This is a genomic window from Pseudomonas helvetica (genome assembly GCF_039908645.1).
GTDB classification, from domain to species: domain Bacteria; phylum Pseudomonadota; class Gammaproteobacteria; order Pseudomonadales; family Pseudomonadaceae; genus Aquipseudomonas; species Aquipseudomonas helvetica.
In genome coordinates this window covers 3,212,986-3,232,601 of sequence record NZ_CP150917.1, presented here as the reverse complement: position 1 = coordinate 3,232,601, position 19,616 = coordinate 3,212,986, and the positions used below count along the sequence as shown (strand labels likewise).

Here is a 19,616-nt window from a genome sequence, read left to right as displayed (position 1 = left end):
CTCAGGCCGCGACGCTGGCGGTGAACAGGTAACCGGCGCCGTGGATGGTGATGATCAATTGCGGCTCGGCCGGATCGTCGTTCAACTTGCGCCGCAAGCGCCCGACCAGCACATCGATGGAACGATCGTTGGGCACCCACTCGCGGTTGCGGATCTGGTCCATCAATTGGTCACGGCTCAAGGTGTGGCCGCTGTTGCGCAGGAATACGCTGAGCAACTGGTACTCGCCATGGGTCAGCAGGGTTTCGCTGCCAGAGCGGTCGATCAGCCGTCGGCGGTCAGTGTCCAGCGCCCAGGCGGCGAACTGCTTGACCGGCCGAGGAATCGCTGCAACCGGTTGCGGCGTCTGGGCATGACGAACCCGGCGCACCAGGTTTTTTGCCCGGGACACCAGTTCGCGTGGATTAAGGGGTTTGATCACATAGTCATCGGCGCCGCATTCAAGGCCGACGATACGGTCGATTTCATCGTTACGGCCGGTGATCAAAATGATCCCGACTTCCGAACGGACCCGCAGTTCCCGGGTCAGGGTCAGGCCGTCCTTGCCCGGTAAGCGAATATCGAGCATCACCAGATCGACCGTCTGGCTCGCCAGAAAGGTTTCGGCGAGTTCCGCCGTGGCGGCGCAATGCACCTCATAACCTTCCTGGGACAGGTAGGCGTGCAGCAGTTCGCGAATCAGCGGATCGTCATCGACGATCAGTACCCGAGGAGCCATCGCTTGGAGTCCTGCGTATGCCCGAAGGCGTGTTTCTTATTAGAGTTTTTTCCTGCACTGGCGCCAGAGAGTATCCATTGCTGAACGGGCGATCAACAGTCAGTCGTCTGCAAGCAAAAACGCTGGCGCCCACCGGCCTGTAAACCGTCGACCCAGGCTTCGCAAATCTGCATGCCCTGCTCCGGGGTAAAGGTCCCCGGGTTGAGTCCCGACTCCAGCCACAAGCCGTCGAGCAAGGCACTGAGGCTGATGGCCGCAAGATCGGCGTCGAAGTGTTCCCAGCCCTCCTCCTGCGCCAACTCCATCAGCACCTTGCGCAGTACGCCGCGGTACTCGCCATAGGATTGATCGTGCGCCTGGTTGATTGCCTCTGCGGTCTTGACCGCGCCCCAGAACGCCAGCCAGGCGTCCAGCAGTTGCGGGTCCAATATCTCGGCGGAAAACGAGCCGCGGAAGAACGCCGACAAACGCTCGCGGGCATTCGGTGCAGCCTGTTCCATGGCCTCGCGCAGCAGGCTCATGACTCGTCCGGTGATCGACATGTAGGCTTCGGCCACCAGTTCGTCCTTGCCCGAATAGTGATGGCTGATCAGCCCGACCGAAACCCCGGCCTCGGCGGAAATCTTGCGGATCGATGCGCCCTGGAAACCATGCCGCTTGAGGCACACCAGCGTCGCCTCGATCAGATTGGCCTTGCGCAACTCCGGCTCCATGCGGGAAAAACGGGCTTCCTGACTCATGCGCGACACTCTCCTGGATCAATCGTTGGGGCCACGGTCGGGAAGACCGCGAGCTAAACGACTGTACAGCAAGAGCGACAAAAGTCTCCAGCGTCAGATCCCGGGTTTTCCCGCACGGCTCGGTCAGTCGCCCCGTTGCAATTACTTGCTGGCCCAGGCGTTGAAGCGCTCTTCAAGCTCCTCGCCGTGATCGACCCAGAACGCCACGTTCATCGACAGTGCACCCTTGAGGTTTTGCGGCGCAGTCGGCACCCATTGCGCCAGTTTGCTGTCCAGTCGCGCTGCGGCCTGGGTATTGGTCGGGCCGTAGGGAATCTGCTCGACATACTTGACCTGGGCATCCGGCTGATTGGCGAAGGCGATAAAACGCTTGGCCTGATCGACGTGTCTGGAACCCTTGATGATCGCCCAGTAGTCCATGCCGTACAGACTGCCCGGCCAGACCAGCCCGAGGTGACTGCCGCTTTGCGCAGCAGCGGCCACCCGCCCGCTGTAGGTCGAGGTCATCACCACATCGCCGGCGGTCAACCATTGCGCCGGTTGTGCACCGGCTTCCCACCACTGGATATGCGGCTTGAGTTCAGTGAGCTTGGCGAACGCCCGGTCGACGCCTTGCGGGGTGCTCAGCACCTTGTACACGTCCTCGACTTTCACCCCGTCCGCCAGCAAAGCGAACTCCAGGTTGTACACCGCACGTTTGCGCAGCCCGCGTTTGCCGGGGAATTTCTGCACATCCCAGAAGTCGGCCCATGAGGTCGGGGCCTGCGCCAGCTTCTGGGTGTCGTAGGCAATCGCCACGCTCCAGACCAGCGCGGCGGAACCGCATTCCTGCGCGGCCTCGGGGATCAACTGCTCGGCGTGTCCCAGAGCTTTCCAGTCCAGTCGCTCGTACATGCCTTCGTCGCAGCCGCGCATCAGGTCCGGGCCTTCGATCTGCACCACGTCCCAATCGACGTTGCCGGTGTCGACCATCACTTTGATCCGGGCCATTTCGCCGTTGTATTCGCTCTGGATCAGCTTGCTCCGATCCGCCGTGCTGAAGGGTTGGAAGAACGCCACATCCTGGGCTTTTTGTCCGGCTCCGCCGTAACCTACCACCACCATCTCCGGTGCTGCCTGAGCGTTGCCAAGGCCAATGGCCAAGGTCAACAACAAGGGATAAAAACCGTGCTTGAGCGTGTTCGATTTCATCAGTGGTTCCTCGTGCAGGTGTCACTCAGGCAATGCCGGCGTGACCCATTTTTTATTGTGGTGAGGTTCGCCCCAGGAGTGGGCGCCAAAACAAGCTACTGCAAGCATCAGTAAAAAAACAAGTTGATTTTTTACTGGCGGTAAATTTCTATAGGGCAATAATAACAACGCCGAAAACCCGGCCTTTCGGCTTCAGCCCGCCTGGAGTACCCGTACCATGTCGACCTCGACCCCAGCTTTTGCGCATCTGTTCGAACCCTTGCAGATTCGTGGCAAACGCCTGAAAAACCGCATCATGTCCAGCGGGCATGACACCTCGATGCCCACCGACAACCTGGTCAATGAACAACTGATTGCCTATCACAAGGCGCGCGCCGAAGGCGGTGTCGGGTTGATCGTGTTGCAAGTGGCCGGTGTGCATGACAGTGCGCGCTACACCTCGCATGTGCTGATGGCGACCGACGACGCCTGTATCGAGGGCTACCGGAAACTTGCGCAAAGCTGCCACGCCCACGGCACCGTGGTGCTCTCGCAGATCTTCCATCCGGGACGCGAGATCATGGAGTCCAGCGATGGCCTGCTGGCGGTTGCCTATTCGCCTTCGGCAGTACCCAACGAGCGTTTTCGGGTGATGCCGCGCGCGCTCGATCAGGCGATGATCGACGAGATCGTCGCCGGTTATGGTGCCGCTGCCAGGCGCCTGTATCAGGCCGGACTCGACGGCGTCGAAGTGGTCGCCAGCCATGGTTACCTGCCGGCGCAATTCATCAACCCACGGGTCAACCGCCGTACCGACGACTACAACGGTGACCTGCAACAGCGCCTGCGCTTTTTGCGCGAAGTGATCGCCGCCGTGCGCGCCAACACCGACGAGCAGTTCATCATCGGCTTGCGCATTTCCGCCGATGAGCGCGACCCGGAGGGGCTCACTGAAGACGAGTCGTTGCAAGCCGTCCAATCGCTGCAAGCGCAGCTGGATTACGTGCACATCGTCGCCGGCACCTCGGCGTCGTTGGGTGGCGCGGTGCATATCGTGCCGCCGATGGCGATCGAAGCCGCCTACCTGGCCAAGGAAGCCGGAACCTTCAAGGCCAGCCTGAGCATTCCGTTGTTTGTCACCGGGCGCATTAACCAGCCACAGGAAGCCGAACTGATTCTGGCGCGTGGCCAGGCCGATGTGTGCGGCATGACCCGTGCGCTGATTTGCGACCCACAAATGCCCAACAAGACCGACGCCGGGCGCGCCGAAGATGTGCGGGCCTGCATCGCCTGCAATCAGGCATGTATCGGGCACTTCCACAAAGGTCTGCCGATTTCCTGTATCCAGCACCCGGAAACCGGTCGCGAGTTGCTGTTCGGCCACCGGCAACCGACCACCCAGCGCAAACGCATCATGATTGCCGGCGGTGGTCCGGCCGGAATGAAAGCCGCTGCCGTGGCTGCACAACGCGGGCATGAGGTGACGCTCTACGAGGCCAGTTCGCAACTCGGTGGGCAAGTGCTGTTGGCGCAACTGTTGCCACGGCGCAGCGAGTTCGGCGGTGCCAGCACCAACCTCCAGCGCGAGATGGAACTGGCCGGCGTGCGCGTGGTGCGCAATACCCGAGTCGACCGGGCGTTGGTTGCGCGCGAACGGCCGGACATGGTGATCGTCGCCACCGGCGCCGAGCCCTACTGGCCGGCGTTCGAACGTGGCGGTGAGTTGCAGGTGGTGGACGCCTGGCAGGTGCTGCGCGATGAGGTGCAGATTGGCCGTTCAGTGGTGGTGGTCGACTGGCGCTGTGACTGGATCGGCCCCGGCATTGCCGAACGCCTGGTGCGCACCGGGCATCAGGTGCAACTGGCGGTCAACGGCACTCATTGCGGGGAAAACCTGCCGTTGTACGTGCGCGATCAACTGGCCGGCGAACTGCATAAGCTGGGCATCCCGATCACGCCTTATGCGCGGCTTTACGGTTGCGACGACAACACCGTCTACTTGCAACACACCGCCAGCGGCGAACCGATGCTCTTCGAAAACGTCGATACGCTGGTGCTGTGTCAGGGCCATCAGCCCGTGGACACCTTGGGTCTTGAGCTGCAAGGTCTGGTGGAGTTTCGGCGGATCGGCGACTGTCTGGCCCCGCGCACCGCCGAAGAAGCGATTTATGAAGGCTTGAAAGTCGCCTGGGAGCTTTGAGGCTGTTTATACTCCGGGTCCGTATAACCTGTGGGAGCGAGCTTGCTCCCACAGCGATTGCGCTCATCAGCCCGGTTCGGAATTCACCATGAGCAACAACAGCACGACACAGCCCGCAACCGGCAGCGCCGAACCGCATTTTCTCGGCACGCGGATTCGCGGCCTGCGCAAACGTCGGGGCATGACCCTGGCGGAGCTGGCGCACATGAGTGAGTTGACGGCAGGCTACATCAGCCAGCTCGAACGCAACCTCGCCTACCCCTCGATTCCCGCGCTGTTCAACATCGCCCGAAGCCTGGGCGTGACCATCCAGTGGTTCTTCGCCAGCGAAGCCAACACCGCGCCCGAAGACCACGGTTACGTGGTGCGCAAGAACAGCCGCATGAGCGTGCATTACGAAGACGGCATCGTCGACCAACTGCTGACCCCGCAACCCAACCGTCAGCTGGAAATGCTCCATTCACGCTTCCCGCCAGGCACCTACAGCCAGCACAGCTACAGCCACGAAGGCGAAGAAGCCGGTTATCTGCTGTCGGGCACTTTCGAGTTGTGGGTCGCAGAACGTCATTTCCAGCTCAACGAAGGCGACAGCTTCAGTTTTTCCAGCCAGGAACCCCACCGCTATGGCAACCCCGGCGACGTCGATGCAGTGGTGATATGGGTGATTACCCCGCCGACATTTTAACGGCGCAGGCGCCCATTCGGCTGAGTGGCGCAAGCGCGCTTCAAGGTGTCACTCGGTAATTCCTTGAACAGCGCCCGGTAGCTGCTGGAAAACCGCCCAAGGTGCCAGAACGACCAGTTCATCGCCACTTCGGCCACCGTGGTGTCGGTCGCGGTACGGTTGAGCAACTCCCGACGGGCGCTGTTGAGCCGGCGCAAACGCAGCCATTGCGTCGGCGCCATGCCGGTGTAGGTCTTGAATGCGTGTTGCAGCTGGCGCAGCGAGACTTCGGCGACCTGGGAAAGCTCCAGCAAATTGAGGTTCTCTTCCGGCGTATCCGCCGCCCATTCACCGATCCGTTTCATGATCGCTCGCTCCCCTGTCCGGCGCTGCAACGCGCCCTGGTCCAGGCACACGCAGGCGTTGTCGAGAATAAACAGGCAGTCGTCCAGCAGCTGTTGAGTCAGCGCGTCCTTGCTTGGCGGATCGATGGTGTGCGACAGCCGGGTCAGGGTGCCGCTCAGCCAGCGGCTGAACAATGCGTTCTGCTGCGAGTTGAGCGGCGCCATGAACAGGCCTTCCAGCCGCTCTACATTCAATCCATTGCGCTGAACGAATTCCGGGCCGAACACCACAGCCACTTCCTGATAGTTCTCTGGGGTGATCCAGATGTTGCGACTTTCGCCGTTCAGCACATACAGCGCGTTGTCACTGCGATCGAAACAGAACGCCAGCGAGCCCGGCGGCGCGCTGAAATTCTGCTCGACACGGGTGTTCATGCACTCCTCGTAAATCTCCACGCCTTGCAGGTCCAGATAACGCACCAGGCCTGCGAAATGCCCGGGCGACATCTGCTGATAGTGCTGCACCCACCCAGGCGTCGCGCGGATCTGTTCGGCGACATCAGCGGTGTTGAAAGCCTGCACGTGCAAGGGGTTTGACTCTGTCATGGAATGACCTGTGCGCACTTTTTTGGTGCGTTTTTGTTCTGCTTAAAGTGGATAGATGGAACGAAACGCGTCGACCAAGATAGTCGTCAACGCGCTACAGGGAAAGTCTCTCGCCACTTGTACGAGATGCAGAGACCGACTCTGGCGCTGATAAAACCAACAACGAGGTCTTTATGAATGCCCCTTTCGATCAGCTGTCCTCATGGCTGAAAGAACACAAGATTACCGAAGTCGAATGCGTGGTCAGTGACCTGACCGGTATCGCTCGCGGCAAGATAGCGCCCACCAACAAGTTCCTGCATGAGCGAGGCATGCGCCTGCCGGAAAGTGTGCTGTTGCAAACGGTAACCGGGGACTTTGTCGACGACGACATTTACTACGACCTGCTCGACCCTGCCGATATCGACATGGTTTGTCGGCCGGATTCTTCAGCGATTTACCTGGTGCCGTGGGCCATCGAGCCGACCGCCATCGTGATTCACGACACTTTCGACAAGCTCGGCAATCCGATCGAACTGTCGCCGCGCAACGTCTTGAAAAAAGTCCTCAAGCTCTATGCCGACAAGGGCTGGCAGCCGATTGTGGCGCCGGAAATGGAGTTCTACCTGACCCAGCGCTGCGAAGATCCGGACTTGCCACTCAAGGCGCCATTGGGTCGCTCGGGTCGAGCCGAAAGCGGGCGCCAGTCGTTCTCCATCGATGCAGCCAACGAATTCGATCCGCTGTTCGAAGACGTCTACGACTGGTGCGAACTGCAAGGTCTGGACCTCGACACGCTGATCCACGAAGACGGCCCGGCGCAGATGGAAATCAACTTCCGTCACGGCGATGCGCTGGATCTGGCCGACCAGATCACTGTGTTCAAGCGCACCCTGCGCGAAGCGGCGCTCAAGCATAACGTCACCGCGACCTTCATGGCCAAGCCGATCGGCGACGAACCGGGCAGCGCTATGCACCTGCACCAGAGCGTGGTCGACATCGCCACCGGCAAGCCGATCTTCGCCACAGACGACGGGCAGATGAGCGAGCTGTTCCTGCACCACATCGGCGGCCTGCAAAAGTACATTCCGAAACTGCTGCCAATGTTCGCACCCAACGTCAACTCGTTCCGCCGCTTCCTGCCGGACACCTCGGCACCGGTGAACGTCGAGTGGGGTGAAGAAAACCGCACCGTGGGGTTGCGTGTACCGACCTCCAGTCCCGAGGCCATGCGCGTGGAAAACCGTTTGCCGGGCGCCGATGCCAACCCGTACCTGGCCATCGCTGCCAGCCTGTTGTGCGGGTATCTGGGCATGATCGAACGCATCGAACCGAGCGCGCCGGTACAGGGCCGCGCCTATGAGCGACGCAACCTGCGCCTGCCGATCACCATCGAGGATGCACTGGCGCACATGGAAGACTGCCCGACCATCGAGCGTTACCTGGGGGCCAAGTTCGTCCGCGGCTACGTCGCGGTCAAGCGCGCCGAGCACGAAAACTTCAAACGGGTGATCAGTTCCTGGGAGCGCGAGTTCCTGTTGCTGAGTGTTTAACCCGCAGCGCTGATGATCGTTCCCAGGCTCTGCGTGGGAACGATCAAACATCGAAAACAATCATTCAAAGGGGTGTCGAAATGCGTCTATTGAAATCAGTCGTTCCCGCAGCGCTCGCGCTGTTCTGCAGCCTCGGCGCGCAAGCGCAGCCGAGCGTCAGTGTGTACAACTGGACCGACTATATCGGTACGACCACCCTCGCCGACTTCCAGGCGAAAACCGGTATCAAGGTCATCTACGACGTATTCGACTCCAATGAAACCCTGGAAGGCAAACTGCTCGCCGGGCGTACCGGGTATGACGTGGTGGTGCCTTCCAACCATTTCCTGGCTCGTCAGGTCAAAGCCGGCGCGTTCCTCAAGCTGGACCGATCGCAGCTGCCGAACTGGAAAAACCTCGACCCTAAATTGCTGGCACTGCTGGAGAAGAACGACCCGGGTAACGCGCATTCGGTACCGTACCTGTGGGGCACCAACGGCATCGGCTACAACGTCGACAAGGTCAAAAAAGTGCTGGGTGTCGATCACATCGACTCCTGGGCCGTGTTGTTCGAACCGGAAAACCTGAAAAAGCTCAGCCAGTGTGGCGTGTCGATGATGGATTCGCCCGACGAAGTATTCCCGGCGGTGCTCAACTACATGGGTATGGACCCACTCAGCTCGAATGTCGAAGACTACAAGAAAGCCGAAGCCAAGCTACTGACCATCCGCCCATACATCACCTACTTCCACTCCTCCAAGTACGTGTCGGACCTGGCCAACGGCGATATCTGCATCGCCTTCGGCTACTCGGGGGACGTGTTCCAGGCGGCAAACCGCGCCAAGGAAGCGAAGAACGGCGTGAACATCGCCTACGCGATTCCCAAGGAAGGCGGCAACCTGTGGTTCGACTTGCTGGCCGTGCCCGCCGACGCCGGTAACGCCAAACAAGCCCACGAATTCATCAACTACCTGCTCGAGCCGGAAGTGATCGCCAAGGTCAGCGCCACCGTCGGTTACGCCAACCCCAACCCTGCGGCCAAGCAGTTCATGGACGCGGAACTGGTGAACAATCCAGAGGTTTACCCCTCCCAGGCGGTGCTGGACAAGCTGTACATCTCGACCACACCGACAGCGGAAATCATGCGCGTGATGACCCGTTCCTGGAGCAAAGTGAAGTCCAACAAATGAATCAGATCGCTATAAACCTGTCGGCGGAACACGCCCGCTCCTATTACAACGCCTCGGCCAATGCGATGGCGCAACACCCGACGCTGACGTCGGATCTGCAAGCCGACGTCTGTGTGATTGGCGGTGGTTTTACCGGCGTCAACACCGCGATTGAGCTGGCCCAGCGCGGACTCTCGGTGATTCTGCTGGAGGGGCGAAGGATCGGCTGGGGTGCCAGCGGCCGCAATGGCGGGCAGTTGATCCGCGGCATTGGCCACGACGTTTCGGGTTTTGCCCGTTATGTCGGCCAGGAAGGCGTGCGCTATCTGGAGCGCGCCGGCACCGAATCGGTCGAGGTGGTGGGCAATCGCATCCGCGAGCACGGCATCGACTGCGACCTGCGCTGGGGTTTTTGCGAACTGGCCAATACCCCCGCGCAGTTTGCCGCGTTTCAGTTGGAGCAAGAAACCCTGGACGCCCAGGGTTATGCCCATGCAACCCGCCTCGTCAGGCCCGAAGACATGCGCCAGGTGGTGAACTCCGGTGTGTACGCAGGCGGACTGGTGGACATGGGCTCCGGCCATCTGCACCCGCTCAACCTGGTGCTCGGCGAGGCTCGGGTCGCCGAGTCGCTGGGGGTGCGGGTTTTCGAGCAAAGCCCGGCGCTGGAGATCATCCATGGCAGCACCGTGCAGGTTCGCTGCGCAGGCGGCACGGTGCGCGCCGGAAGTCTGGTGCTGGGCTGCAACGCGCACCTGGAGGATCTGGAACCACAGCTCAGCGGCAAGGTGCTGCCGGCGGGCAGTTACATCATCGCGACCGAGCCATTGTCAGCGCAGGCTGCCGCCGAATTGATCCCGCAGAACCTGGCGCTGTGCGACCAGAAAGTCGGACTCGACTATTACCGATTATCAGCAGACCGGCGCCTGCTGTTCGGCGGCGCCTGCCATTATTCCGGGCGCGATCCAGCGGACATCGCCGCCTACATGCGCCCGAAAATGCTCAAGGTGTTCCCACAGCTGGCCGATGCGCGCATCGACTATCAATGGGGCGGCAGGATCGGTATCACCGCCAATCGTTTCCCCCAGGTCGGGCGGTTGTCGCAGTACCCGAACGTGTTTTATGCCCAAGGCTATTCCGGTCATGGCCTCAACGTCACACACTGGACCGCGCGATTGCTGGCCGAAGCGATTCATGCCGGACACAGCCACGGCCTGGACGTCTTCAGCGCAGTGCCGCACATGACCTTTCCAGGTGGCCGTGCATTGCGTACACCGCTCCTGGCACTGGGCATGTTGTGGCATCGTTTGCGTGAGGTGCTAGGTTAATGACCATCGCCATCGAATCGTCTGGAGCTTCGGGCAATGGCCGCGATCGAGCTGCACCGCGCACAACGGGATGAACTGGACTGCATCGAAAACCTGATGCAGTTCTATCTGTACGACTTCAGCGAGTGGCTGCCGCTGACGATTGGCGCCCATGGATTCTTCCCCCTTCAGCCCATGCTCGACTACTGGCGAAAGCCTGCGACGCAAGCGTTCCTGATCAAGGTTGACGGAGATATCGCCGGGTTCGTGACGGTTGACGACGCAGTTCGTTTCGACGACGTGCAGTACAACATCGGTTATCTCTTCGTCAGCCGCCGCTATCGCGGGCGCGGCGTCGGCAGGTTTGTGGTGTCTGCCCTGCTCCAGCAGCTTCCCGGTCAGTGGCAGATTTTTCATATCGACGCCAATCAGCCGGCGCAGGCGTTCTGGTCAAAAATCATCCCCGAGCTGACCCAGGGTCAGTTCACTCTTCATCAGCTTCCCGTCGACGGCTACCCGTGCACGCTGTTCAAGTTTCGGTTCACTGAGGCTTGAGCCGCTGACTGCATCAAATCGGCAGGTAACGGCTGGCGAAGTCCAGTCCCTGCGTCCAGACTCAGAGCAATAGACGATCCCCAGCGCTGACGACTCGAGGCTTTGAGCATGTTGCTTTTCCTGTTACCTCAGGCTGACTACGACCCCACCGAAAGCAGCGTGCCTTGGCAGGCGTTGCATGACGCCGGAATCGAGGTGTGCTTTGCGACACCAAAAGGCTTGCCGGCCTACGCCGATGCGCGACTGGTGGACATCGGTTTCGGGCCACTGAACTCGCTACTGATGACCCGCAAGGAAGATCTTCAGTGTTACGCGGCCATGACCGCCGACGAAGGTTTCAAATCACCCATGGCCTACGCCGAAGTAGACCCCGAGCAGTACGAGGGGCTGGTGATCCCGGGCGGTCACGCCAAGGGCATGCGCAGTTTGCTCGAATCCGAAGACGCCCGGCGGATTGTCCGGCACTTCTTTGATGCACAGAAACCGGTCGCGGCGGTCTGCCACGGTGTCTTGCTGCTGGCCCGCACGCTGGATGCCGACAACGTTCTTTCAGTGCTGCACGGGCGCAAGGTGACCGCGTTGCTGGCCAACACCATGGAGCTGCCAGCCTGGTGGATCACCGCGCCGTGGCTCGGCCGCTACTACCGCACCTATTCGCAAACGGTGCAGGCCGAAGTCACCGCAGCATTGGCGAGCGTCCATGACTTCTTGCCGGGGCCAAGATTCTCGCAACGTGATTCGACAGAAAACCCGCAATGCGGGTTTATCGTGCATGACGGCAACCTGTTGACCGCACGTTGGCCGGGCGACTGCCACCGTTTTGCCGCGGAGCTGGTCAGCATGGTGCACCAGGCACGCAGTGTTCAGACCTCGCGCCGGACCGACCGGACAGTCGGCATGCATTGACGGCGGCGGCGCGTCTCACGCGCGCCCGCTGACCGACCACCAGCGCGGCAACAACTGCTGGACCTTGCTTTCGCCAAAGCGGTCATCGATCAGCATCACCACGCCTTGATCCTGCTGGGTACGAATCACCCGTCCGGCGGCTTGCACCACCTTTTGCACACCGGGAAACAGGTAGGTGTAGTCATAACCTGCACCGAAGATCGCCGCCATGCGCTGCTTCAGTTGCTCGTTGACCGGGTTCAGTTGCGCCAGCCCCAGCGTCGCGATGAACGCACCGATCAAGCGTGAGCCCGGCAAGTCGATACCTTCGCCGAACGCCCCGCCCAACACCGCAAAACCGATGCCCTGGCTGGTGGGTGTGAACTGCTCCAGAAAGGCCTGACGCCGGGCTTCGTCCATTCCGCGTGACTGTGACCACAGGTTGATCTGCGGCCAAGTCTCGGCAAACAGCTGCGCCACCTGTTGCAGATAATCAAAGCTGCTGAAAAACGCCAGGTAATTGCCGGGACGCTCAATGAACTGTCGGGCCATCAACTCGACAATCGGCGCAAGCGAGGCCTGCCGGTGCACGAATCGGGTGGAGATCCGGCTGACAATCTGCACCTTGAGTTGCTCGGCGTTGAACGGCGACTCAACGTCGATCCACACCGTGGTAGCCGGCAACCCGAGCAGGTCGGCGTAATAACGCTGCGGGCTCAAGGTCGCGGAAAACATCACCGTGCTGCGCGCCGCCGTCAGGCGCGGGCGGATGAAACCGGCTGGCACCACATTGCGCAGGCACAGCTGCGAAAGGCTGCGCGTGTTGCCGAGGTCGCGCTTGCTGATGTCGAACAGGAAATGTTCATCGAACAGTTCGGCGACCCGGCTGAATTGCAGCGCATCGAAATAGAAGCTCTGCACCGCAGCATCCAGCCCTTGCGGGTGATCGTTGAGGTAATCGCCAATGGCGGTCGTGCAGAGCGACAGCGCTTGCAACAGTTTTTCCGGGGCCTTGGCGTAAGCCTGATAAGGGCTTATCTGTGTTTTGTGCAGCGCGTTCCATTCACGGTTGACCCGCTGCAAGCTCTTCTTCAGCACCTCGGGGGCGCTTTTGCGCAGCGTATTCAAGGCGAATTGATCGAGGCTGGCGCTGTACATCTGCCGACCGCGCTCCACCAGGTTGTGGGCCTCATCCACCAGCACCGCGACCTTCCACTGGTTGGCCTGGGCCAAACCGAACAGCAACGCGCTGAAGTCGAAATAGTAGTTGTAATCGGCAACCACCACGTCAGCCCAACGGGCCATTTCCTGGCTCAGGTAATACGGACATACCTGATGTTCCAGGGCGATCCCGCGCAGGGCCGTCTGATTGAGCAGCGTCACTCGGCTCGCCGCCTCACGGGCCGCCGGCAGGCGATCGTAAAAGCCTTTCGCCAACGGGCAGGATTCGCCGTGACAGGCTTTGTCCAGGTGCTCGCAGGCTTTGTCGCGCGCAATCATCTCAAGCACTCGCAACGGTAAACCGTCGCTGCGGTCGACGATCACCTGTGCCGCATCCAGCGCCAATTTGCGTCCGGGTGTCTTGGCGGTGAGGAAGAACACCTTGTCCAGTTGCTGCGGCGCGAACGCCTTGAGCATCGGGAACAGCGTGCCGACCGTCTTGCCGATGCCTGTCGGAGCCTGGGCCATCAGGCAGCGACCGGTGCTGACTGCCTTGAACACCGATTCGGCGAGGTGACGTTGCCCCGGGCGGAAGTCCGGGTACGCAAAGCCCAGTACCTGCGCGGCCTGATTGCGCGCTTCGCGATGGGCCATTTCCTGCTCGGCCCACTGCAGAAACAGCCCGCACTGCAGCGTGAAGAAATGCTCCAGCTCAAGCGCGCTCCAGGTTTCGACCAGGCTGGTTTCCTTTTCGCTGACGATATCGAAATACACCAGCGCCAGCTTGATCTCGGCCAGCTGCAATTTCTGGCACATCAGCCAGCCGTAGATTTTCGCCTGGGCCCAATGCAACTGGCGGTGGTTGACCGGCATCCGCTCCAGTTCGCCACGGTAGGTTTTGATTTCCTCAAGGCGGTTCTGGTCGGGGTCATAACCGTCCGCCCTGCCCCTGACTGTCAACTGCCGATATTCGCCTTCGAGGGCCACTTCGTTTTGATAGGTCTCACTTCGCCGCGAAGCGACGGTACGGTGACCGACGATGCCTTCCAGGGCAGTCGGCGACGGGGTGAAACGCAGGTCGAGATCACCGACCTTGGCGGTGAACTCACACAGCGCACGCACCGCAACGCTATAGCTCACGCCTCGTGCTCCGCCCATTGCACATAACAGACGGCGATAGGCATCTGGTGCTGGTGGCAGAACTCCAGCCAGCGCAGTTGGTTGTCTTGCAGGCGATCGCCCGGGCCTTTGACTTCGATCATCCGGTAGGTCTTGTGCTGCGGCCAGAACTGGATCAGGTCCGGCATCCCGGCACGATTGGCCTTGATGTCGAGCAACAGGCGATTGAACCAGTGCTTGAGGTGTTCGGCCGGCAGACAGTCCAGCGCCTGCTCAAGCAGCTCCTCGGTCAGCACGCCCCAAAACACGAAGGGTGACTGCACCCCCGACTTGGCGCGAAAGCGCTGGCGGATGGTATCGGCATAACGCCCATCGTCCAGCTCTGCCAGGCACGCCTGGAACAGATCGGCACGCCGGGAATGAAAATCCTCGCTGAGCAGGTCTACCGGCCCGCGCTGGAATGGGTGAAAAAATGCTCCAGGCAACGGTGCGAAAATCGCCGGCCAGCAGAGCAGCCCGAACAACGAGTTGATCAGGCTGTTTTCGACGTAATGCACTGGCGCCGTGGGTTCATCGAGATGAGCCTGCACGTAGAACTCAACTGACAGTGCCGGGTCGATTCGCGACAGGCTAAGGTCCAGGCGCTCAACCTCGCGCGTCTTGACCCGAGGCGCCGGCGGGCCGCCGAGTTTACGCCGCAACCGGGGCAGCACCCGCGACAGCTGTTGTTGCTCGGCGGCGCTCTCCGGCGCGTGTTCGGCGTGGGTCGCCAACTCCAGGGCCAATTGAAACTCGGCACAACGTTCCAGCACCCGGATCAAGCGCAACCTGGCGCCGGGGTACGCACATTCGCGGTAGATCGTCAGCGCTGCCGGGAAATCAGCAATGCGCTCGCAGTGTTGCCCGATCTGAAACAGTAGCTTGGCGCGTCGCCGTTCGAGCCAGGGGTTGGCGGTTTGCAATATACGGATCTGTTCGACGACTTGTTCCAGCGGCTCCCCGGCTTCAAAACGCAGCTGACAATCGTGCAGATAGAGAAACGCCTCGACGTCGTCACGACTGCGCAAGCCTCGGGACTCGGCGCAAAACTCGACTTTCTCGTAGGTAAAAATCCCAAGATCGGCCAGGACAAACTCCGACCAGTCCTGATACAGGTTGCCGAAGAACATCAGCCGCAGCCGATCGCACAGATCCATGGTGGTCAGGCTCAACAACCGGTCATCCAGCGTCGGGCACCAGTTCTTGAAGGACTGCGCCTCGGTGAACTGCTCGCTCAGTGCGGCCAGCCACTCGGACTTCTTCGCTTTGGGTTGTTCGATTGCCGTGCTGAAGCACTGAAGGATTTCCGGTTTGAGCAGCACCTCGAACAGTTGCTCAATCGAAAGTGGCGCCTGTTCGTCAACCCAGCCAAGGGTCAGCAAGGGTTCTGCCGCGCGGGCGATCTCGCCTATTTCGGCGTAATGCAACTTGCCGAGGCGAAAATGCTCGCCCTTGCGCATGACCATCCTGACCAGCAGTGCCTGAGAGGCGCGCGGCAACTGGCCAAAATCAACGATAAATTGCTGCTCTTCCAGGCTCAGCACATCGGCATAGCGCTGCTCAAGCCAGGCGAGCACTTGTTGGAAGTTGTTCAGGTAATAGAACGGATCTTCGAGCGGATTGACTGTCACGAATAGAAAACGCCATGGCGAGCAGATACTGGTTATGCGTACAGATATCAGCTGAACCCAGTGCTGGCAAACGGAAAAAGATCGGCGGCCGGTTTTGCGTAATGAAGGTCACCATGTCCGGCTCGTGTTACGGCTTAACTGATCGTCATCATTCGGTTTTCGACTTTTTCCGTTATCAACCGAACTTTCCTGGAGTGAGTGACACCAACAACGGTCGGTATCGAAATGACGCACCTGTGCGTCGAGACGATCAAAAGAATTCTGTAAGAGAGGTTTATTGATGAATATCCGTATTCTGAGCATGCCCTTGGCGATCGTAGGCTTGCTGGCATTAGGCGGTTGCGCGTCGCCAACGGTGGTGACGTTGCAGAACGGTACGCAATATTTGACCCAGGACACGCCGAAAACCAAAGGCACAGACGGTTTCATTGAGTTCAAGGACATTTCCGACGCCAAGATCAAGGTCAAGGCGGACGATGTCGCCACCATCCGCACCGGAAAATGATCGAAAGCCTCAGGGCATCTGCAATGCAGGGTCTTGCCCCGGGATACTGTTATCGCAGGAAATGACCTGCCCGCCGCGTCGCAGCAATTGCCCCCTGATGGTTTGGCAGCGCTCGTATTCCCGGGCATTCGCGTTGTCGATGCTGATATTGCCGGTCACGGGCGGTTGTTTGCCGTCACCCAGGCTCAGTTTCACCCAGGGTTGTTCCGGCTGAATCTGGAAACGGCTGTTCTCGGGTTCAGGCTCGGTCTGTTCAACCTGTGCGGGTGTTGGCAGTTGATCGGCGGTCACGCCATATCGATTCAAAATCGAGCCATGAGGCAACTCCTCAGCCATCGCGCCCGCCGATAACATCATCAGCACTGCTGCGACTGCCTGCCTCTTGCTGTTACTCACTGTGTTCAATCTCCTGTTTCGGTTCACCGCGCCTGGTGTCTGTGCTGCTCGAAGGTGGCGCCCTCTGGAAACGCATGGCCTGCCCGGTGGTTTAATGCCATGGCAAAAAAAAAACTGGGGCACACCCGCAAAATTCTGATTTAGGCCTGGCTCACCGGAACATTGTGGCTATGCTTTTCAGAGTCGACGGGCGCTTTCCTGAGCCTGGGAAAACGCTTTTGTCCGGTATTTGAGCCTGTCGTGTAGCGACAGGTCACCTTTTTCAATCAGAAGGAATTACCAGCGTGCAGCCCCTACAACGCCCATTGAGCGATAAGGACTTCGCGCTTCCCCTGCCCGGCTTCAAAGTGCTGGCACTGGCCCTTACCGTATTCGGGCTCAGTGCGTGCAGCAGTATCCACGCACACACCACCGAATACGCCGGGGCCCAGCACACAACCGCGACGTCCCCGGACTCGGTGCAAATACTGCGTACCGCGCCGACACGACCGTACACGCGGTTGGGTGAAGTGATTCTTCACACACGCACGCAGCCGGCCCCGCCCGTCAGCGAGTTCGAGCAGAGACTGCGTGAAGAAGCGGCGAAAATCGGCGGCGATGCGGTGGTGGTGATCTACGACATGACCCTACCCATTTCGGATTACGTCAGCGTCGCGCTTCCGCTGGACCGGGATCTCCATTCCGAGCAGAGACGCAAGCTCAAGGGCATCGTGATTCACTATGAATAAACGCTGAAAAGCCCGACGCGAACCGCAATGCTGTTCACTTAAGGAAGTCTGGAGGCCTGAGAAGTATCTGTGGCGAGGGAGCTTGCTCCCGCTGGGGTGCGAAGCGGCCCTGATTTGGGCCTGCTACGCAGTCCAGCGGGAGCAAGCTCCCTCGCCACAACTGCGGATGAGCCTGAAACATCGGCTTAAGTGAACAGCATTGCGACGCGAACCGAGGTTCGCGCCGGGCTTTTTAACGTCAGGCGATTACCACGCCTGAACTGGCCAGGTGATCCAGCCCAACCCCGACCAGCGTCACCGAGTCATTACCGAAGCTCAATACGGTATCGGCGCCAACCGCTTTGGCGTGGTCACGTACGTCGTAGTTTTGCCCCACGCCTTCGACGCCGAGGAAGACCAGCTTGTCGCTGCTCTGGTAGCCGAGGATCCGGTCGTTGCCGAAGTGGCCACTGAACAGGAAGGTGTTGCTGCCGCCTCCCGACTCCATCAGGTCATTACCGGCACCGCCGACAAACACGTCATTGCCCTTGCCGCCGATCAGATGATCATTGCCGTCCAGGCCAAACAGCCAGTCGCCAGCTGCATGCGCCGTGAGGACATTGTCTCCCGCGTTGCCCTTCACCGATGACGCGTACTGGGTCAGGTTATTGCCGACCTGCAAGCCTTTGTCGGTGACGCTATGGGTCACGTCATCCTTGAGTAAACCCCAGAGAAAACCCGGTTCTTTACTGATGATGCTGCCGATATCGCGGGTGATACTGATCCCGCCATTCGCATCGCGCACGTACAAGGTGTCGGCGCCATCGCTGGCAAAATTGAAGTTTTTTACTGATTGCTGCAAGTCCAGCGTGTTGCTGCCCTTGCCGCCCAACAGGATGTTGTAACCACCGGCATCCCTGAAGGTGTCGTTGCCATCGCCGCCCTCCAGATAGTCATTACCGTTGCCGCCCTGGATCAAATCGTCACCGTTACTGCCGATAATAAAGGTGCTGCCCTTGTGCGGCTCGGCGTTGCGGTTGAGGTCCTGAACCCAGGTGTTGCTGCGCGCCGGGTCCGACAGGTTGGCGACGATGATTGTCGAGTCCTTGCTGGTCAGGTCGTAGAACTTCGACTCCAGCACCCGGGTCATGCCATCGCCGTAACCGGTGGGCAGATGGGAAATCCAGGTCGGGACATTGAGGATCGAAAACGGCAACATGTTCCATGCCGCCGAGGCGTAATGGTCGTTGAAGCTGACGATGTTGTTGGTTGCCGAATCCTGATGCGCATCGTGTACGCCGACCGATGCCAGGTTGAACGTTGAACCGTCCAGCGCACGGAATACCGGGTCGTTTTCGTAACCGATGTTGAGCACCTTGTCGGTACTGCTTTGGGTCGGTGACGCGTAGGCGATGTAGTTGGAATCCTTGTAGAAGCCGTTCCAGTGATCGCCGCTCAGGTCCGCCAGGCTATTGACCGCCAACCCGCCGAGGCTGTGGCCGCTGACCAGTACGTCCTTGCCGCTCAGGCCATTGGCGGTGGCAAATGCGGCGACATTCTTGAGCAATGAACCAAAGGCTTCGCCGACGTAGTTCTTGGCGTAGTCCTTGGGCCCGAGCGCCGCCATCAGGTCGTTGATCACATCGCCGATGGAGTCGCTGATCTGTATTTCACGTGGGCCGCTGGTGCCGCGAAACGCGATACCGATTTCGGTGAGATGGCCTTGAACGTCGTACTTGCCGAGGATCTCGACCTGAGCGCTGGTGTAACCGGCTTTCTCGCCGAAGAAGGTTCCCCGCACATCGACCTTGCCGCCATAGCCTAACTGGCTGGCGGTGATCGGGGTCCAACCGGCCTTTTGTACCGCGTCCAGCGCAGCTTTTTCCGAATCGGGGTTCCAGGGAACGCCGGGAATCACCCCTTGCGAGTCGGTGCCGCCGATCAGCGCAGTGACCAGCGTCGCCGGCAGCCCAAGGCCGAAACCATTGTGCTGATAGCCCGTGGCAAAGCCATTGTCGAGGTTGTGATAGGAGTACAGCGTGATCGCCAGCGCATCGGAAAACAGCGCTTTGGATTCGGCTGAGTTGTGGTTTTTGTAGTCATAGACACCCATGGTATTGCCTCTCTTTTGTTGAAATTGTTAGAGATAGCTCACGCAGCTGGAGCGCCCCGCAGCGCAGGGCGTTCCA

General features: G+C 60.1%; 17 protein-coding genes. 9 read left to right on the top strand and 8 right to left on the bottom strand.

The window, feature by feature from the left end:
• Nucleotide 1: 1 nt before the first annotated feature.
• The 3 genes from AABM55_RS14760 to AABM55_RS14750 form a co-directional block, all read right to left on the bottom strand.
• A complete protein-coding gene (locus tag AABM55_RS14760) occupies nucleotides 2-718 on the bottom strand; it encodes a response regulator (protein WP_347926651.1) in 717 nt (238 codons plus the stop codon).
• Between the two features lie 92 nt (nucleotides 719-810).
• Entirely contained in the window at nucleotides 811-1,458 is a 648-nt protein-coding gene (locus AABM55_RS14755) for a TetR family transcriptional regulator C-terminal domain-containing protein (RefSeq protein ID WP_103314581.1), read from the bottom strand.
• A gap of 141 nt (nucleotides 1,459-1,599) precedes the next feature.
• Complete coding sequence (locus AABM55_RS14750; protein WP_347926649.1) at nucleotides 1,600-2,649, bottom strand: ABC transporter substrate-binding protein; 1,050 nt, start codon at nucleotides 2,647-2,649, stop codon at nucleotides 1,600-1,602.
• 217 nt (nucleotides 2,650-2,866) lie between these two features.
• Here AABM55_RS14750 and AABM55_RS14745 point away from each other — a divergent pair, with 217 nt between their 5' ends.
• Together AABM55_RS14745 and AABM55_RS14740 are read left to right on the top strand one after the other, a co-directional pair.
• Nucleotides 2,867-4,828 (top strand): FAD-dependent oxidoreductase, encoded by a 1,962-nt coding sequence (locus AABM55_RS14745; protein ID WP_347926647.1) that lies wholly within the window; start codon nucleotides 2,867-2,869, stop codon nucleotides 4,826-4,828.
• 88 nt (nucleotides 4,829-4,916) lie between these two features.
• Entirely contained in the window at nucleotides 4,917-5,513 is a 597-nt protein-coding gene (locus AABM55_RS14740) for a cupin domain-containing protein (RefSeq protein WP_054597331.1), read from the top strand.
• Here the strand turns inward: AABM55_RS14740 and AABM55_RS14735 are convergent.
• Nucleotides 5,510-6,442: a helix-turn-helix domain-containing protein gene (locus tag AABM55_RS14735; protein WP_347926645.1), complete on the bottom strand. Its 933-nt coding sequence runs from the start codon at nucleotides 6,440-6,442 to the stop codon at nucleotides 5,510-5,512. The two genes, AABM55_RS14740 and AABM55_RS14735, sit on opposite strands and share 4 nt — an antisense overlap.
• Before the next feature lie 173 nt (nucleotides 6,443-6,615).
• Here AABM55_RS14735 and AABM55_RS14730 point away from each other — a divergent pair, with 173 nt between their 5' ends.
• From AABM55_RS14730 to AABM55_RS14710, 5 genes are all read left to right on the top strand, one after another.
• A complete protein-coding gene (locus AABM55_RS14730) occupies nucleotides 6,616-7,974 on the top strand; it encodes a glutamine synthetase family protein (protein ID WP_347926643.1) in 1,359 nt (452 codons plus the stop codon).
• Nucleotides 7,975-8,054: 80 nt separating this feature from the next.
• Nucleotides 8,055-9,143 (top strand): polyamine ABC transporter substrate-binding protein, encoded by a 1,089-nt coding sequence (locus AABM55_RS14725; protein WP_347926641.1) that lies wholly within the window; start codon nucleotides 8,055-8,057, stop codon nucleotides 9,141-9,143.
• Complete coding sequence (locus tag AABM55_RS14720; protein WP_347926639.1) at nucleotides 9,140-10,450, top strand: FAD-binding oxidoreductase; 1,311 nt, start codon at nucleotides 9,140-9,142, stop codon at nucleotides 10,448-10,450. Before AABM55_RS14725 ends, AABM55_RS14720 begins: the two co-directional genes overlap by 4 nt.
• A 36-nt stretch (nucleotides 10,451-10,486) precedes the next feature.
• Complete coding sequence (locus AABM55_RS14715) at nucleotides 10,487-10,984, top strand: GNAT family N-acetyltransferase (protein ID WP_347926637.1); 498 nt, start codon at nucleotides 10,487-10,489, stop codon at nucleotides 10,982-10,984.
• 108 nt (nucleotides 10,985-11,092) lie between these two features.
• Nucleotides 11,093-11,890 carry a DJ-1/PfpI family protein gene (locus AABM55_RS14710; protein WP_347926635.1) on the top strand — a complete coding sequence of 266 codons (798 nt, stop codon included), beginning with the start codon at nucleotides 11,093-11,095 and terminating at the stop codon, nucleotides 11,888-11,890.
• Between the two features lie 15 nt (nucleotides 11,891-11,905).
• On the opposite strand, the gene AABM55_RS14705 is transcribed toward AABM55_RS14710, so the two are convergent.
• Together AABM55_RS14705 and AABM55_RS14700 are read right to left on the bottom strand one after the other, a co-directional pair.
• Nucleotides 11,906-14,170: an ATP-dependent DNA helicase gene (locus tag AABM55_RS14705; protein ID WP_347929982.1), complete on the bottom strand. Its 2,265-nt coding sequence runs from the start codon at nucleotides 14,168-14,170 to the stop codon at nucleotides 11,906-11,908.
• Nucleotides 14,167-15,819, bottom strand: a complete 1,653-nt coding sequence (locus AABM55_RS14700; RefSeq protein WP_347929981.1) for a VRR-NUC domain-containing protein — start codon at nucleotides 15,817-15,819, stop codon at nucleotides 14,167-14,169. The genes AABM55_RS14705 and AABM55_RS14700 overlap by 4 nt, the downstream gene beginning before the upstream one ends.
• Nucleotides 15,820-16,099: 280 nt before the next feature.
• Here AABM55_RS14700 and AABM55_RS14695 point away from each other — a divergent pair, with 280 nt between their 5' ends.
• Nucleotides 16,100-16,324 carry a YgdI/YgdR family lipoprotein gene (locus tag AABM55_RS14695; protein ID WP_054597322.1) on the top strand — a complete coding sequence of 75 codons (225 nt, stop codon included), beginning with the start codon at nucleotides 16,100-16,102 and terminating at the stop codon, nucleotides 16,322-16,324.
• A 9-nt stretch (nucleotides 16,325-16,333) separates the two neighbouring features.
• On the opposite strand, the gene AABM55_RS14690 is transcribed toward AABM55_RS14695, so the two are convergent.
• Complete coding sequence (locus AABM55_RS14690; RefSeq protein WP_347929980.1) at nucleotides 16,334-16,720, bottom strand: hypothetical protein; 387 nt, start codon at nucleotides 16,718-16,720, stop codon at nucleotides 16,334-16,336.
• 284 nt (nucleotides 16,721-17,004) lie between these two features.
• On the opposite strand from AABM55_RS14690, the gene AABM55_RS14685 reads away from it, so the two are divergent.
• Nucleotides 17,005-17,448: a hypothetical protein gene (locus AABM55_RS14685; protein WP_347929979.1), complete on the top strand. Its 444-nt coding sequence runs from the start codon at nucleotides 17,005-17,007 to the stop codon at nucleotides 17,446-17,448.
• A gap of 238 nt (nucleotides 17,449-17,686) precedes the next feature.
• Here the strand turns inward: AABM55_RS14685 and AABM55_RS14680 are convergent, their stop codons facing one another.
• On the bottom strand, nucleotides 17,687-19,540 hold the full coding sequence (locus tag AABM55_RS14680; protein WP_347929978.1) for a polyurethanase: 1,854 nt from the start codon (nucleotides 19,538-19,540) through the stop codon (nucleotides 17,687-17,689).
• Between the last annotated feature and the right edge of the window lie 76 nt (nucleotides 19,541-19,616).